Below are 13368 nucleotides of genomic sequence, written 5' to 3'. Positions count from 1 at the left end.
TCTATCATTGGCGCGACCGGCTGCCGCGCTCGACGTCCTTGCTGGCCGGCCTGGTCGGCGCCTGCCTGCTGGTCTTCCATATCGCCGAGCGCGGCACATGGGGGATCGTGGGGGCACATCTGCTCGGCCCTCCAACGCTCGCTTATGGCCTCTTCTGGCTGGCCTATCATCCGCGTATCGATGTGCGCGGCGCGGCGCGCTACGGCGACTTCTCCTATGGCGTCTATCTCTACGCCTTCGTGATCCAGCAAATGCTGGTCGCGCGGACGGCCCTGCCCTTCCCCACCTTCGTGATCGCCTCGGCCTTGCTGTCGCTCGCGGCAGGCGTCGCCAGTTGGTGGCTGGTCGAGCGCCCCTGCCTCGGCCAGCGGCGTCGGGCGCGCCTCGAAGCCACCAAAGAAGAAGGGCGCCCGCTCCCTCCGGAACGGACGCCCTCTTCAACCCAAGGCGATCGCGATCAGACGACGCCGTAGGCGAGCATCGCGTCGGCGACCTTCTTGAAGCCCGCGATGTTCGCGCCCTTCACATAGTCGATATGGTCGCTGCCGGCGCTGCCGCCATATTCGACGCAGCGCGAGTGGATGCCCTGCATGATGTCGAGCAGCAGGCGCTGCAATTCCTCTTCCTTCCACGAGATGCGCGCCGAGTTCTGGCTCATCTCGAGGCCGGACACGGCGACGCCGCCTGCATTGGCCGCCTTGCCGGGCGCGAACAGCGTCTTCGCCTTCTTGAAGACGTGCGTCCCTTCCAGCGTGGTCGGCATATTGGCGCCTTCGGACACAGCGAAGCAGCCGTTGCGGACGAGAGTCTCGGCTTCCTTCTCATTCAGTTCGTTCTGCGTCGCGCACGGGATCGCCACGTCGCAGGGAACGCTCCAGGGCCGCGCGCCATCGCCGAAGAACTGTGCGCCCTTGAACTCCTTAACATATTCGGAGATGCGACCGCGCCGCTTGTTCTTGAGGTCCTTGATCCAGTTGACCTTGTCCTGAGTGATGCCCTCGGGATCGTAGATATAGCCCTCGGAATCGGACAGGGTCAGCACCTTGCCGCCCAGCTGGTTGACCTTCTCGGCGGCGTGGGTCGCGACATTGCCGGAACCCGAGATCACCGCGTTGAGGCCGACCAGGTCCTTGCCCTTGGTCTTGAGCATTTCGTGCAGGAAATAGACCGCACCATAGCCGGTTGCTTCGGTGCGGATCAGCGAGCCGCCATATTCAAGACCCTTGCCGGTCAGCACGCCGGTGAACTCGTTGGTCAGCCGCTTATACTGGCCGAACATATAGCCGATCTCACGCGCGCCGACGCCGATGTCGCCGGCGGGCACGTCCACGTCCGCACCGATGTGGCGATAAAGCTCGTTCATGAAGCTCTGGCAGAAGCGCATGACCTCATTGGCGCTCTTCCCGCGCGGGTTGAAATTGGCGCCGCCCTTGCCGCCGCCCATCGGCAGGCCGGTCAGCGCATTCTTGAAGGTCTGCTCGAAGGCGAGGAACTTCAGCACGCTTTCGGTCACCGACGGGTGGAAGCGGATGCCGCCCTTGTAGGGCCCGATGGAATTGTTGTTCTGAACCCGCCAACCGCGCTGCACACGGATGTTGCCGTTGTCGTCTTCCCAGCAGACACGGAAGCTGATCACGCGATCCGGCTCTGCGATGCGGCGCAGGATCTGATATTTGTGATATTCTTCCTTGTCCTCGATGAAATCGTAAATGTCCTGCGCCACCTCGGTCACGGCCTGAACGAACTCAGGCTGGCCAGGATTGCGCTTCTTCACCCCCTCGATGAACGTCGAGAGATCGACATGGTCCGAAACCGCCATAAGATTATCCCCTGCTCCCCGGGCCCGAGCAGCATCCCTCGTGACTCGACGCCCATGGGGCTAGGCATCCCGCGAAATCAACCGACGGGCAAGGACTTTCCGCTGCGGAAGGCAAGCAGCGGATCAGCATCCCGCCATAGGGCTCACCAATGGCCCCAAACGCTCATCAATTTCTCGAAGGGCATGAAGGGCGCCCCCAGCCCCAGGATCAGGATGACGGAGATGACGAACAGGAGGAGCGCCCAATGATAAGCGCGATTGAGCAAGCCGCCGAGATAGGTAAGCCATGCGACGAGCTCGTTCCGCGCCTTGGCGGAACGGCGACGTCTGCGTCTGCGCCGGACCGGTTGCTGTTCCATCGCGTGAAGCATGCACCATTTCGAAGCCGGGCCAAAGTCGCGAATTACCCGTACTGCCCCGTAACGAAAAAAGCCGACCCGAGTGTATCGGATCGGCCACGCTGCTTTGAGCGAACCACGATGGAGCGGGGGAAACCTCCCCCGCCCCCAGGTTCAATTATCAAGTATCGACGCAATCTGCTCCGAAACGGCCGACATGTCCGCCATGCCGTCGACCCGCTTCACGAGCCCGCGCGCTTCGTAGAGAGGCAGGATCGGAGCAGTCTTGGCACGATATTCGGCCATGCGCGTGCGCACCGTCTCTTCATTATCGTCGGGACGGCGCTTGAACTCGGCGCTGCCGCAGACGTCGCAGACGCCCTCGGCCTTCGGTTGCTTGAAGACGTCATGATAGCCTTCGCCGCATTGCGCGCAGGTGAAGCGCCCGGTGATGCGCTCGACCAGTGCATCCTCATTGACCTCGAGCTCGATCACCCGATCGAGTTGCCGGCCCCGGCTGGACAGGATCTCGTCGAGCGAAAGCGCCTGGGCTTCGGTGCGCGGATAGCCGTCGAAAATGGCGCCTTCGTCTGCACCCATCGAATCCAGCTTCTCGCCGATCAGGCCGGAGACGATCTCATCGGAGACCAACTCGCCGGCTTCCATCACCGCCTTCGCCTTCAGGCCGATCGGCGTTCCCGCCTTCACGGCCGCGCGAAGCATGTCTCCGGTGGAGAGTTGCACCATGCCGCGGTCGGCAACGAGCTTGGACGCCTGGGTGCCCTTACCCGCGCCCGGCGGGCCCAACAGGATGATGTTCAACGGCGGTATCCCCCCTTGAGTTTAGCTTTCTTGATCAGATCGCCATATTGATGGGCGAGCAGATGGCTTTGAATCTGCGTAACGGTATCGATCGTCACATTGACGACGATCAGCAGGCTGGTGCCGCCGAGTGCGACGCCAAGACCATATTGCGCCGTCACATATTCGGGCACGACACAGATGAAGGTCAGATAGGCCGCTCCGATCACGGTGATGCGCGTGAGCACATAATCGAGATAGTCGGCCGTGTTCTTGCCGGGACGAATGCCCGGAATGAAGCCGCCATGGCGCTTCAGATTGTCGGCGGTCTCTTCCGGATTGAACACCACTGCGGTGTAGAAGAAACAGAAGAAGATGATGCCGAGCGCGTAGAGCGCCATATAAAGCGGCGTGCCATGGTGCAGATACTGGTTGAGCGCGATCACGAAATCGCCCCAGGTGCTCTCGCCTGCCGTCTTCTGGCCTGCGAACTGACTGATCGTCAGCGGCATCAGCAGCAGCGACGAAGCGAAGATCGGCGGGATCACATTTGCGGTGTTGATCTTGAGCGGCAGGTGGCTCTTGTCCGCCTGCATCACGCCCCGCTGGGTCTGGCGCTTCGGATATTGGATCAGCACGCGGCGTTGCGCGCGCTCCATGAAGACGATGACGGCGACCAGCAGGATCACACCCGCAACCGCCGTCAGGATGAAGATCGGCGACAGCGAGCCCGTCCGGCCGCCTTCGAACAGATTCGCGAGAGCGGTCGGCAACTGCGACACGATACCGGCCATGATGATCAGCGAGATGCCGTTGCCGATGCCGCGGCTGGTGATCTGCTCACCAAGCCACATCAGGAACATGGTACCGCCCATCAGCGAGATCACGGTGGTGGCGCGGAAGAGATAGGGATCGATCACAACCGCCTCCGTCCCCGCGCTGGCGCCCCAGCTTTCGAGACCGACGGCGATGAAATAGCCCTGGATCGCCGTCAGCAGGACGGTCCCGTACCGGGTGTACTGGTTGAGCTTCTTGCGGCCGCTCTCCCCTTCCTTCTTCAGCGCACCGAGCGACGGCGACAGCGAGGTCGCCAGCTGAACCACGATCGAGGCGGTGATGTAGGGCATCACGCCGAGCGCGATCAGCGACATGCGCGTCAGCGCGCCGCCCGAGAATGCGTTGAAGAAATCGAGCACACCGCCCCGGGTCGTATCGAACAGCGTCTGCAGCGCACGCGGGTCGAGACCCGGCAGCGGAACATGGCTGAGCAGCCGGAAAACGATCAATGCGCCGAGGGTGAACCACAGGCGCTTCTTCAGCTCGGTGGCTTTGGCGAACTGGCCAAGATTGATGTTGGCGGCCATCTGTTCGGCTGCGGATGCCATGTGTTTTACGGACCCCGGAAATGGAAACGGCGGCAGACCGAATTGGTCCCGCCGCCGTCTCATATAATGTGTGCCTCGGACTTGTCAGCCCGAAAGCGTCAGGACGACGGGCTGAGCCGCGATCAGGCCTTCTTCTTGGCGGCCCGCGCGGTGCCCTTCTTGGCAGCGGCCTTCTCGGCAGCCGGGACGACCTCGATCACTTCGACCGAACCGCCGGCCTTCTCGATCGCAGCCTTGGCTCCCGCCGACACGCCGGCGACCTTGAGCGACAGCTTGGCCGACAGCTCGCCCTTGCCCAGGATGCGAACGCCGTCCTTGCCGCCACGAGCGACGCCAGCGGCCTTCAGTGCGGCATGATCGATCAGGCTGCCCGCGTCGAGCACCTTGGAATCGACCAGCTTCTGGATCGCCCCGATGTTCACCTCGGCATAATCCTTGGCGAAGATGTTGTTGAAGCCGCGCTTCGGCAGACGCATGTGGAGCGGCATCTGGCCGCCCTCGAAACCATGGATCGAGACGCCCGAGCGGCTCTTCTGCCCCTTCTGGCCGCGGCCGCCGGTCTTGCCGACGCCCGAACCGATACCACGTCCGACACGGACGCGGCCCTTGCGGGCACCCTGGTTGTCGCGGAGTTCGTTGAGCTTCATGATATGCACTCGCTTTCGCTATGTTCGCGCTGAAAATAGAGGAAGGGGGCCTTAGCCCCCTTCAAACCCTTTGACCAGCCCGAAAGCCGGTCAGGATCGATCGAGGACTTAGTCCTCGACCTTCACCATGTGCTGCACCTTGCGGATCATGCCACGGACTTCAGGGGTATCCTGGAGTTCGCGGGTCCGATGCATCTTGTTGAGGCCCAGACCGATCAGCGTGGCACGCTGGTCGGCCGTACGGCGGATCGGCGAACCGATCTGCGTAACCTTGAGGGTCTTGCCAGCCATGATCGATTACTCCGTAATCGCAGCCGCTTCGGCCTCTGCGACCGGAGCCGAAACACCGCTGCGACCAAGCAGGTCGGCGATCTTCTTGCCACGACGCTGGGAAACCGACTTCGGCGACGTCTGATCCTTGAGCGCTTCGAAGGTCGCCCGGATCATGTTGTAGGGGTTCGAGGTGCCGACCGACTTGGTCACCACGTCGGCAACGCCGAGGCTCTCGAAGATCGCGCGCATCGGACCGCCGGCGATGATGCCGGTGCCCGGAGGCGCGGTACGAACCGTCACGCGACCGGCGCCGAAATGGCCCTTGCCGTCATGATGGAGCGTACGACCCTCACGCAGCGGAACGCGAACCATCGCCTTCTTGGCGGCAGCAGTCGCCTTCGAGATGGCTTCCGGCACTTCGCGAGCCTTGCCGTGGCCGAAGCCCGCACGACCCTTGCCGTCACCGACCACGACGAGCGCGGCAAAGCCGAAGCGCTTACCACCCTTCACGGTCTTCGAGACGCGGTTGATGTGGACGAGCTTCTCGATCAGCTCCTCGCCCTGCTCCTCGGCGCCCTTACGGTCGTCGCGACGACCGCGACCGTCACGGCCACGGCCGCCACCACGGTCATTTCCGCCACGGCCACGGCCACCACGGCCGCGACGCTCGCCCTGGGCTGCTTCCGCCTCGGGGGCGACAGCCTGGATTTCGGTTTCGTCAGCCATTTAGAACTCCAATCCGCCTTCGCGGGCCGCATCGGCCAGCGCCTTGACGCGACCATGGAAGATGAAGCCTCCGCGATCGAACACCACCTTGGTGACGCCCGCCGCCTTGGCACGCTCGGCAACCGCCTTGCCGACCGACGCCGCAGCGTCGGCGGTCGCGCCGGTCTTGTCCTTCAGATCCTTGTCGAGGGTCGAAGCAGCGGCCAGCGTACGGCCCGCCTCGTCGTCGATGATCTGGGCGTAGATATGCCGGCCCGAACGGTGCACCGACAGGCGCGGACGCATGCCGCCACGTGCACGCAGCGCGGTACGGACGCGCCGACGGCGGCGCTCGAAGAGAGAGAGACCCTTGCTCATTACTTCTTCTTCCCTTCCTTGCGGAAGATATACTCGCCGGCGTACTTGATGCCCTTGCCCTTATAGGGCTCCGGCTTGCGCCAACGGCGGATTTCAGCGGCGACCTGGCCGACCTGCTGCTTGTCGATGCCCGAGATGTGGACAGTCGTCTGATCCGGCGTCGCAATCGTGATCCCTTCCGGGATCGCGAAGTCGACGTCGTGGCTGTAGCCGAGTTGCAGCTTCAGATTCTTGCCCTGGACATTGGCGCGATAACCCACGCCGGTGATCTGCAGCGTCTTGGTGTAGCCTTCGGTCACACCGACGATCAGGTTCTGAACCATCGTGCGCTGCATGCCCCAGAACGAACGCGAACGCTTGGAGTCGTTGACCGGCTGGACCGAAATCTGGCCATCTTCGACTGCATAGCTGACTTCGTCGGCGAGCGACATGGACAGCGTGCCCTTCGGGCCCTTGACCGAGAGCGTCTTGCCCTCGAGCGAGGCCGTCACGCCTGCCGGCACGGCAACCGGCTTCTTACCGATGCGGCTCATCAGAAGACCTCCGCAAGAACCTCGCCGCCGACATTCTGTTCGCGCGCTTCCGCGTCGGACAGAACGCCCTTTGGCGTCGAGACGATGGTGATGCCCAGACCATTGCGGACGCGCGGCAGTTCCTTGGAACCGGAATAGACGCGGCGGCCAGGCTTGGAGACGCGGGCGACGTGCTGGATCGCCGGCTGTCCTTCGAAATATTTCAGCTCGATGCGCAGGCCGTTGTGGCCGGCGACTTCCTCTTCGCTGTAGCCACGGATGTAGCCTTCGCGCTGAAGAACGTCGAGAACGCGGGCGCGCAGCTTGGAAGCGGGGGAAACCACGCTGTCCTTGCGGGCGCGCTGCCCGTTGCGGATGCGGGTGAGCAAATCACCCAGGGGATCGGTCAGAGCCATCTTGTCGGTTCCTTACCAGCTCGACTTGGTGACGCCGGGGATCAGGCCCTTGTTGGCCAGCTCCCGGAGCTGCACGCGGCAAAGCCGGAACTTGCGATAATAAGCGCGGGGACGACCCGTCACTTCGCAGCGGTTGCGCACGCGGGTGGGGTTCGCGTTGCGCGGGATCTCGGCAAGCTTCAGACGCGCGATCAGACGCTCCGTCTCTTCCTTGCTGTCATCGTTCGCGATCGCCTTCAAACGCGCATATTTGCCGGCATAAGCCTTCACCAGCTTCTTGCGACGCTCGTTCTTGTTGATCGAACTCAGTTTCGCCATGACTTAAGTTCTTCCTTATCCAGCAGGCCGCTCAAGCGGCCTGCTTCTGATCCTGATTTTCCGCCGGGAAGGGGAAGCCGAAGAGACGCAGCAATTCGCGCGCTTCCTCATCGGTCTTCGCCGTCGTGGCGACGATCACGTCCATGCCGCGGATCTTGTCGACCTTGTCGTAGCTGATCTCCGGGAAGATCAGCTGCTCCTTGATGCCGGTGGCATAGTTGCCACGGCCGTCGAACGACTTCGGGTTCAGACCGCGGAAGTCGCGGACGCGCGGCAGCGCGACGGTGACGAAGCGATCGAGGAACTCGTACATGCGCTCACGGCGGAGAGTGACCTTCGCACCGATCGGCATGCCTTCGCGCAGCTTGAACTGGGCGATCGACTTCTTGGCCCGGGTGATCACAGCCTTCTGGCCGGCGATCAGGGTCATTTCGGCCGCAGCCTGCTCGACCTTCTTCTTGTCCTGGGTCGCTTCACCGACGCCCATGTTCAGGACGATCTTGGTGATCTTCGGGACCTGCATCGCATTGGTATAACCGAACTTCTCGGTCATCGCCTTGACGATCTTCTCGTCATACAGCTTCCGAAAGCGCGGAACATAGGCATCAGCCATTGATCGTCTCCCCGGTCTTGACGGCCACGCGGACCTTCTTGCCGTCCTTCACCTCGAAGCGGACGCGGGTCGGCTTGCCGTCGGCGGTCGCGATCGCGACCTTCGACACGTGCAGCGGAGCCTCGACGCGCTCCAGGCCACCCTGCGGGTTGACCTGGCTCGGCTTGCGATGGCGGGTCGAGACGTTGACGCCCGACACGATGACCTTGCCGTCCTTCGGGAAGGCCTTGGTGACTTCACCCGTCTTGCCCTTGTCCTTGCCGGACAGGACGACGACGCGGTCACCCTTCTTGATCTTCAGCGCGGACATCACAGCACCTCAGGCGCGAGCGAGATGATCTTCATGTGGTTCTTGGCACGGAGCTCGCGGACAACCGGGCCGAAGATACGGGTGCCGATCGGCTCACCGCTGTTCTTGTTGATCAGAACGGCGGCGTTGCCATCGAAACGGATCGTCGAACCGTCGGGACGATGAATGTCCTTGGCGGTACGCACGATGACCGCACGATGCACGTCACCCTTCTTCACCTTGCCGCGCGGAGCCGCTTCCTTGATCGAGACGACGATCACGTCGCCAACGGTCGCGAAACGGCGCTTGGAACCGCCCAGCACCTTGATGCACTGCACCCTCTTGGCACCGCTGTTGTCAGCGACGTCGAGGTTCGTCTGCATCTGGATCATTGTTCAGACCCTTCCAATAATCAGGCGTGGTTCGGCGTCGCGTGGGTATCAACCCGCTCGATCACCTTCCACGTCTTGAGCTTCGAAATCGGCGCGGTCTCTTCGATGCGCACCGTCTCACCCTCGCGATACTCGTTCGTCTCGTCGTGGGCGTGATACTTCTTCGACCGCTTGATGATCTTGCCGTACAGCGCGTGCTTCACGCGACGTTCGACTTTCACAACCACGGTCTTGTCGGTCTTGTCGGAGACCACCGTTCCGGTCAGCACGCGCTTCGGCATGGCTGGTCGCTCCTTACTTGGCAGCCGCAGCGGCACGCTGCGTCTGAAGGGTCTTGATCTGCGCAATCGACCGACGGACTTCACGCACCCGGCTCGGCTTTTCGAGCTGGTTGGTGGCCGCCTGGAAGCGCAGGTTGAACTGCTCGCGCTTCAGCTCGGTCAGCTGCTGCGCCAGCTGATCGTCGGTCTTGGCAGTGAGATCGGCAATCTTCGCCATCTTACTTGTCCTCGTAGATCGACTCGCCGAAGCGAGCGACAACCTTGGTCTTGATCGGCAGCTTTTCCATCGCACGCTCGAAAGCGACACGGGCGAGCGGGCCGGGAACGCCGTCGAGCTCGAACAGGATGCGGCCGGGCTTGACGCGGGCTGCCCAGAATTCGGGCGACCCCTTACCGGAGCCCATGCGGACTTCGGCCGGCTTCGACGAGACCGGAACGTCCGGGAAGATGCGGATCCACAAACGTCCCTGACGCTTGATGTGACGCGTGATCGCGCGGCGGGCCGCCTCGATCTGGCGAGCGGTGATCCGGTCCGGCTCGAGAGCCTTGAGGCCGAACGCGCCGAAGTTCAGCGACGCGCCGCCCGGCGCGTTGCCATGGATGCGGCCCTTGTGGGCCTTGCGGAATTTGGTGCGCTTTGGTTGCAGCATAATCTATCGCCTTCTGACACCGATTGTCCGGTCGATCAGGCGACGCTGATAAGGGAAAATCCCTTATCGCGCCGGCCGGACCCCCGACGTCTGAGCTTCCATCATGAGCCGGTCCTGGGCCATCGGATCATGGCCGAGAATCTCGCCCTTGAAGATCCAGACCTTGATCCCGCACACGCCATAGGCGGTGTGAGCTTCGGCTTCGGCATAGTCGACATTCGCGCGGAGCGTGTGCAGCGGCACCCGGCCCTCACGATACCATTCGGTGCGCGCGATTTCCGCGCCGCCCAGACGGCCGGCGCAGGTGATGCGGATGCCCTCTGCGCCGAGACGCAGAGCGGACTGGACCGCACGCTTCATCGCGCGACGGAAGGCGATGCGGCGCTCGAGCTGGTCGGCAACACCCTGCGCGACGAGCTTGGAGTCGATTTCCGGCTTACGGATCTCGACGATGTTCAGCGAGACGTCCGAAGAGGTCATCTTGCCGAGCGCACGGCGCAGCTTCTCGATGTCCGCGCCCTTCTTGCCGATGATGACGCCCGGACGGGCGGCATAAACGGAAATACGGCACAGCTTGGCGGGACGCTCGATGACGACCTTGGAGATCGCCGCCTGCGGAATGGTCTTCAGGATGTACTTCCGGATCTTGAGATCCTCGAGCAGCAGCCGACCATAGTCCTGGCCGTCGGCATACCAACGGCTGTCCCAGGTGCGGTTGATCTGCAACCGCATGCCGATCGGGTTCGACTTCTGACCCATATTATTCAGCCTCTTCCTGCTGCTCGCGCACGACGACCCGGAGGCGCGCGAACGGCTTGATGATGCGGGTCGACTTGCCGCGACCACGCGTGGCGAAGCGCTTCATCACGATCGACTTGCCGACCGAGGCTTCCTTCACGACGAGCGCGTCGACGTCGAGGTTGTGGTTGTTCTCGGCGTTCGCAATGGCGCTCTGCAGCACCTTGCGGACGTCGACCGCCATGGCCTTCTTCGAGAAGGCCAGGATGTTGAGCGCGTCACCAGCCGACTTGCCGCGGATCAGACCGGCGACGAGGTTCAGCTTGTACGGGCTGCCGCGAACGGTGGTGGCGACCGCAAGGGCCTCCTTCTCACCGACGCGACGCGGAGCTGCGGGCTTCGACATCAGCGCTTACCCTTCTTGTCAGCGTGGCCGGGGAAGTAGCGCGTCGGCGCGAATTCACCCAGCTTGTGACCAACCATTTCCTCGGAGACCGAGACCGGCACGAACTTGCGGCCGTTGTAGACGCTGAACGTCAGACCAACGAACTGCGGCAAGATGGTCGAACGACGCGACCAGGTCTTGATCGGAGCGCGCGCGCCACCGTCCTGAGCGGCCTCCGCCTTCCGGAGAAGGTGGAGATCGACGAACGGACCTTTCCAGACGGAACGGGCCATGGATTACCTCTTCTTCTTCGCGTGGCGCGAACGGATGATGAACTTGTCGGTCGCCTTGTTGTGGCGGGTCCGCGCACCCTTGGTGGGCTTGCCCCACGGGGTGACCGGGTGACGACCACCCGAAGTGCGGCCTTCACCACCACCGTGCGGGTGGTCGACCGGGTTCTTCGCGACACCGCGGGTCAGGGGGCGCTTGCCCAGCCAGCGGTTGCGGCCGGCCTTCGCCAGGTTCTGGTTGGCGTTGTCCGGGTTGGACACGGCGCCGACAGTGCACATGCAATCCGACCGGATGTAGCGCTGCTCGCCCGAGTTGAGGCGAACCATCACCATGCCCTTGTCGCGACCGACGATCTGCACATAGGTGCCGGCAGCGCGAGCGATCTGGCCGCCCTTGCCCGGCTTCATCTCCACATTGTGGACGATGGTGCCGACCGGAGCCTGGCCGATTTCCATCGCATTGCCCGGCTTGGTGTCGGTCTTCTTGGCTGCGACGATGACGTCACCTGCCGCCAGACGCTGGGGCGCGAGGATGTAAGCCAGCTCACCGTCCTCATACTTGACGAGAGCGATGAATGCCGAGCGGTTCGGATCATATTCCAGGCGCTCGACGGTCGCGGGCTGGTCCCACTTCCGACGCTTGAAATCGATGATGCGATACTTCTGCTTGTGACCGCCGGCGATGCCGCGCGCGGTCGCATGGCCCATGTTGTTGCGGCCACCCGACTTGCGCTTGCCTTCGGTCAGAGCCTTGACGGGCTTGCCCTTGTGCAGCGACGACTTGTCGACGAGGATCAGGCCACGGCGGGCCGGGCTCGTCGGGTTATAATGCTTCAGCGCCATGGCGTCAGATTCCCGTCGTCACGTCGATGGACTGGCCTTCGGCCAGCGTCACGATCGCCTTTTTCACGTCGGAGCGCTTGTAGGGAGCACCCTTCCAGCGCTTCGTCTTGCCCTTTGCGACGATCGTGTTCACGCCGGTGACCTTGACGTTGAACAGCGCTTCGACGGCAGCCTTGATCTCTGGCTTGGTCGCGTCGTTGGCGACCTGGAAGACCACGGCGTTGTGCTCGGAAAGCAGCGTCGTCTTTTCGGTGATGTGGGGCTTACGCACCACGTCATAGTGGCGGTTGTCCACCACGGTGTCGTTCTTAGCCATTGAAGCGCGCCTCCAGCTTCTCGACAGCGGCGCGCGTCAGCACCAGCGTCTCATGCTTCAGAATGTCATAGACGTTCGCGCCGATCGCCGGCAGCACGTTGACCGAACGGATGTTCGAAGCAGCGAGCTGGAAGCCGTTGTCGACAGCGTCGCCGTCGATCACCAGCGCGGTGGCACCGAAACCCAGCTTGCCGATCTTGTCGATCAGCGCCTTGGTCTTCGCGTCCTTGAGCTCGAGCGTATCGAGAACGAGGAGCTTGCCATCCTTGGCCTTGCTCGACAGCGCCATCTTCAGGCCGAGTGCACGAACCTTCTTGTTGAGGCTGCTTTCGAACACGCGAGCGCGCGGACCATGCGCCTTACCACCGCCGATGAAGATCGGAGCGCGGCGATCGCCGTGACGAGCCGTACCGCCACCCTTCTGGCGACCGAACTTCTTGCCGGTGCGGGCAACGTCGCTGCGCTCACGAGCCGCACGCGCCGGAGCACGACGGTTGTGGAGCTGCCAGGTAACGACGCGATGCAGGATGTCGGCACGCGGCTCGACGGCGAAGATCTCGTCGTTGAGCTCGATGTCGCCCGACGCGGTGGCGTCGAGGGTCTGGACCTTGACCTTCATCTATCAGCCCTCCTGGCCTTCGGTGGCCTCGGGAGCCGCGGTCTCTTCCGCAGGCGTCTCGGCAGGCGCGCTGTTGCTGTTCGCTGCAGACTTCAGGCCGGCCGGATAAGGCAGGTCCTTGTGAGCCGGAACCTTGACGGCGTCCTTGACGAGGAGCCACGTACCCTTCGAGCCAGGCACCGAGCCCTTGACGAAGAGGAGGCCACGCTCGGCGTCGGTCTGCACGATTTCGAGGTTCTGCTGGGTGCGCTGCTTGTCGCCCATATGACCGGCCATCTTCTTGTTCTTGAAGACGCGGCCCGGATCCTGACGGTTACCGGTCGAACCCAGCGAGCGGTGCGAGACGGACACGCCGTGGGT

General features: G+C 63.1%; 23 protein-coding genes and 2 pseudogenes. 1 reads left to right on the top strand and 24 read right to left on the bottom strand.

The genetic code is table 11. The features are described 5' to 3' along the window. Positions 1–473, top strand: a pseudogene (locus tag KAY22_RS17285) (hypothetical protein); the annotation flags it as partial. Here KAY22_RS17285 and gdhA read toward each other — a convergent pair. From gdhA to KAY22_RS17165, 24 genes and pseudogenes are all read right to left on the bottom strand, one after another. After that, positions 458–1819: an NADP-specific glutamate dehydrogenase gene (gene gdhA, locus KAY22_RS17280; RefSeq protein ID WP_296624567.1), complete on the bottom strand. Its 1362-nt coding sequence runs from the start codon at positions 1817–1819 to the stop codon at positions 458–460. The pseudogene KAY22_RS17285 and the gene gdhA overlap by 16 nt on opposite strands. Positions 1820–1962: 143 nt before the next feature. Further along, positions 1963–2190, bottom strand: coding sequence for a hypothetical protein (locus tag KAY22_RS17275; protein WP_296624566.1), 228 nt, complete (start codon positions 2188–2190; stop codon positions 1963–1965). Positions 2191–2331: 141 nt separating this feature from the next. Then, positions 2332–2979, bottom strand: coding sequence for an adenylate kinase (locus KAY22_RS17270; RefSeq protein WP_296624565.1), 648 nt, complete (start codon positions 2977–2979; stop codon positions 2332–2334). Further along, complete coding sequence (gene secY / locus KAY22_RS17265) at positions 2976–4343, bottom strand: preprotein translocase subunit SecY (protein ID WP_296624564.1); 1368 nt, start codon at positions 4341–4343, stop codon at positions 2976–2978. The genes KAY22_RS17270 and secY overlap by 4 nt, the downstream gene beginning before the upstream one ends. Positions 4344–4465: 122 nt before the next feature. Further along, complete coding sequence (gene rplO, locus KAY22_RS17260; RefSeq protein ID WP_296624563.1) at positions 4466–4990, bottom strand: 50S ribosomal protein L15; 525 nt, start codon at positions 4988–4990, stop codon at positions 4466–4468. Positions 4991–5098: 108 nt separating this feature from the next. Continuing rightward, positions 5099–5281, bottom strand: a complete 183-nt coding sequence (gene rpmD, locus KAY22_RS17255; RefSeq protein ID WP_047166122.1) for a 50S ribosomal protein L30 — start codon at positions 5279–5281, stop codon at positions 5099–5101. A 6-nt stretch (positions 5282–5287) separates the two neighbouring features. After that, entirely contained in the window at positions 5288–5989 is a 702-nt protein-coding gene (gene rpsE / locus KAY22_RS17250) for a 30S ribosomal protein S5 (RefSeq protein WP_296624562.1), read from the bottom strand. After that, positions 5990–6346, bottom strand: a complete 357-nt coding sequence (gene rplR / locus KAY22_RS17245) for a 50S ribosomal protein L18 (RefSeq protein WP_296624561.1) — start codon at positions 6344–6346, stop codon at positions 5990–5992. Further along, positions 6346–6879: a 50S ribosomal protein L6 gene (gene rplF, locus KAY22_RS17240; RefSeq protein WP_296624560.1), complete on the bottom strand. Its 534-nt coding sequence runs from the start codon at positions 6877–6879 to the stop codon at positions 6346–6348. Before rplF ends, rplR begins: the two co-directional genes overlap by 1 nt. Then, positions 6879–7274 carry a 30S ribosomal protein S8 gene (gene rpsH / locus KAY22_RS17235; protein ID WP_165324470.1) on the bottom strand — a complete coding sequence of 132 codons (396 nt, stop codon included), beginning with the start codon at positions 7272–7274 and terminating at the stop codon, positions 6879–6881. The genes rplF and rpsH overlap by 1 nt, the downstream gene beginning before the upstream one ends. Before the next feature lie 12 nt (positions 7275–7286). Then, positions 7287–7592, bottom strand: coding sequence for a 30S ribosomal protein S14 (rpsN, locus tag KAY22_RS17230; RefSeq protein ID WP_165324469.1), 306 nt, complete (start codon positions 7590–7592; stop codon positions 7287–7289). 31 nt (positions 7593–7623) lie between these two features. Continuing rightward, a complete protein-coding gene (rplE, locus tag KAY22_RS17225) occupies positions 7624–8205 on the bottom strand; it encodes a 50S ribosomal protein L5 (RefSeq protein ID WP_296624559.1) in 582 nt (193 codons plus the stop codon). Continuing rightward, on the bottom strand, positions 8198–8515 hold the full coding sequence (gene rplX, locus KAY22_RS17220) for a 50S ribosomal protein L24 (protein WP_296624558.1): 318 nt from the start codon (positions 8513–8515) through the stop codon (positions 8198–8200). Before rplX ends, rplE begins: the two co-directional genes overlap by 8 nt. Beyond that, positions 8515–8886 carry a 50S ribosomal protein L14 gene (rplN, locus tag KAY22_RS17215; RefSeq protein ID WP_011952186.1) on the bottom strand — a complete coding sequence of 124 codons (372 nt, stop codon included), beginning with the start codon at positions 8884–8886 and terminating at the stop codon, positions 8515–8517. The genes rplX and rplN overlap by 1 nt, the downstream gene beginning before the upstream one ends. Positions 8887–8906: 20 nt before the next feature. Beyond that, a complete protein-coding gene (rpsQ, locus tag KAY22_RS17210) occupies positions 8907–9167 on the bottom strand; it encodes a 30S ribosomal protein S17 (RefSeq protein ID WP_047166114.1) in 261 nt (86 codons plus the stop codon). Between the two features lie 13 nt (positions 9168–9180). Further along, on the bottom strand, positions 9181–9384 hold the full coding sequence (gene rpmC, locus KAY22_RS17205) for a 50S ribosomal protein L29 (RefSeq protein ID WP_296624557.1): 204 nt from the start codon (positions 9382–9384) through the stop codon (positions 9181–9183). A 1-nt stretch (position 9385) separates the two neighbouring features. After that, on the bottom strand, positions 9386–9817 hold the full coding sequence (rplP, locus tag KAY22_RS17200; RefSeq protein ID WP_011952189.1) for a 50S ribosomal protein L16: 432 nt from the start codon (positions 9815–9817) through the stop codon (positions 9386–9388). 63 nt (positions 9818–9880) lie between these two features. Continuing rightward, positions 9881–10576 (bottom strand): 30S ribosomal protein S3, encoded by a 696-nt coding sequence (gene rpsC / locus KAY22_RS17195; RefSeq protein ID WP_165324465.1) that lies wholly within the window; start codon positions 10574–10576, stop codon positions 9881–9883. Between the two features lies 1 nt (position 10577). Next, entirely contained in the window at positions 10578–10961 is a 384-nt protein-coding gene (rplV, locus tag KAY22_RS17190) for a 50S ribosomal protein L22 (RefSeq protein ID WP_165324464.1), read from the bottom strand. Next, complete coding sequence (gene rpsS, locus KAY22_RS17185; RefSeq protein WP_165324463.1) at positions 10961–11233, bottom strand: 30S ribosomal protein S19; 273 nt, start codon at positions 11231–11233, stop codon at positions 10961–10963. The genes rplV and rpsS overlap by 1 nt, the downstream gene beginning before the upstream one ends. A 3-nt stretch (positions 11234–11236) precedes the next feature. Further along, positions 11237–12073, bottom strand: a complete 837-nt coding sequence (rplB, locus tag KAY22_RS17180) for a 50S ribosomal protein L2 (protein WP_296624556.1) — start codon at positions 12071–12073, stop codon at positions 11237–11239. A 4-nt stretch (positions 12074–12077) separates the two neighbouring features. After that, complete coding sequence (locus KAY22_RS17175; protein ID WP_165324461.1) at positions 12078–12389, bottom strand: 50S ribosomal protein L23; 312 nt, start codon at positions 12387–12389, stop codon at positions 12078–12080. Next, positions 12382–13008 carry a 50S ribosomal protein L4 gene (gene rplD / locus KAY22_RS17170; RefSeq protein WP_296624555.1) on the bottom strand — a complete coding sequence of 209 codons (627 nt, stop codon included), beginning with the start codon at positions 13006–13008 and terminating at the stop codon, positions 12382–12384. The genes KAY22_RS17175 and rplD overlap by 8 nt, the downstream gene beginning before the upstream one ends. A 3-nt stretch (positions 13009–13011) precedes the next feature. Next, positions 13012–13368 (bottom strand): annotated as a pseudogene (locus tag KAY22_RS17165) (50S ribosomal protein L3); the annotation flags it as partial.

The organism is Rhizorhabdus sp., from assembly GCF_018006725.1.
Classification (GTDB): domain Bacteria; phylum Pseudomonadota; class Alphaproteobacteria; order Sphingomonadales; family Sphingomonadaceae; genus Rhizorhabdus.
This window is presented reverse-complemented; position numbering and strand designations above follow the sequence as displayed.

Excerpts from the sequence above, each read along its gene's own strand:
- rplV (WP_165324464.1), bottom strand. The coding sequence starts at position 10,961 with ATGTCGAAGCCCGCAGCTCCGCGTCGCGTCGGTGAGAAGGAGGCCCTT.
- rplD (WP_296624555.1), bottom strand. The coding sequence starts at position 13,008 with ATGAAGGTCAAGGTCCAGACCCTCGACGCCACCGCGTCGGGCGACATC.
- rpsQ (WP_047166114.1), bottom strand. The coding sequence starts at position 9,167 with ATGCCGAAGCGCGTGCTGACCGGAACGGTGGTCTCCGACAAGACCGAC.
- rpsE (WP_296624562.1), bottom strand. The coding sequence starts at position 5,989 with ATGGCTGACGAAACCGAAATCCAGGCTGTCGCCCCCGAGGCGGAAGCA.
- rplR (WP_296624561.1), bottom strand. The coding sequence starts at position 6,346 with ATGAGCAAGGGTCTCTCTCTCTTCGAGCGCCGCCGTCGGCGCGTCCGT.
- rplP (WP_011952189.1), bottom strand. The coding sequence starts at position 9,817 with ATGCTGCAACCAAAGCGCACCAAATTCCGCAAGGCCCACAAGGGCCGC.
- KAY22_RS17275 (WP_296624566.1), bottom strand. The coding sequence starts at position 2,190 with ATGCTTCACGCGATGGAACAGCAACCGGTCCGGCGCAGACGCAGACGT.
- rplB (WP_296624556.1), bottom strand. The coding sequence starts at position 12,073 with ATGGCGCTGAAGCATTATAACCCGACGAGCCCGGCCCGCCGTGGCCTG.
- rplE (WP_296624559.1), bottom strand. The coding sequence starts at position 8,205 with ATGGCTGATGCCTATGTTCCGCGCTTTCGGAAGCTGTATGACGAGAAG.
- rpsC (WP_165324465.1), bottom strand. The coding sequence starts at position 10,576 with ATGGGTCAGAAGTCGAACCCGATCGGCATGCGGTTGCAGATCAACCGC.
- rpmC (WP_296624557.1), bottom strand. The coding sequence starts at position 9,384 with ATGGCGAAGATTGCCGATCTCACTGCCAAGACCGACGATCAGCTGGCG.
- rplF (WP_296624560.1), bottom strand. The coding sequence starts at position 6,879 with ATGAGCCGCATCGGTAAGAAGCCGGTTGCCGTGCCGGCAGGCGTGACG.
- rplN (WP_011952186.1), bottom strand. The coding sequence starts at position 8,886 with ATGATCCAGATGCAGACGAACCTCGACGTCGCTGACAACAGCGGTGCC.
- rplX (WP_296624558.1), bottom strand. The coding sequence starts at position 8,515 with ATGTCCGCGCTGAAGATCAAGAAGGGTGACCGCGTCGTCGTCCTGTCC.
- rpsH (WP_165324470.1), bottom strand. The coding sequence starts at position 7,274 with ATGGCTCTGACCGATCCCCTGGGTGATTTGCTCACCCGCATCCGCAAC.
- rpmD (WP_047166122.1), bottom strand. The coding sequence starts at position 5,281 with ATGGCTGGCAAGACCCTCAAGGTTACGCAGATCGGTTCGCCGATCCGC.
- secY (WP_296624564.1), bottom strand. The coding sequence starts at position 4,343 with ATGGCATCCGCAGCCGAACAGATGGCCGCCAACATCAATCTTGGCCAG.
- gdhA (WP_296624567.1), bottom strand. The coding sequence starts at position 1,819 with ATGGCGGTTTCGGACCATGTCGATCTCTCGACGTTCATCGAGGGGGTG.
- rpsS (WP_165324463.1), bottom strand. The coding sequence starts at position 11,233 with ATGGCCCGTTCCGTCTGGAAAGGTCCGTTCGTCGATCTCCACCTTCTC.
- KAY22_RS17175 (WP_165324461.1), bottom strand. The coding sequence starts at position 12,389 with ATGGCTAAGAACGACACCGTGGTGGACAACCGCCACTATGACGTGGTG.
- rpsN (WP_165324469.1), bottom strand. The coding sequence starts at position 7,592 with ATGGCGAAACTGAGTTCGATCAACAAGAACGAGCGTCGCAAGAAGCTG.
- rplO (WP_296624563.1), bottom strand. The coding sequence starts at position 4,990 with ATGAAGCTCAACGAACTCCGCGACAACCAGGGTGCCCGCAAGGGCCGC.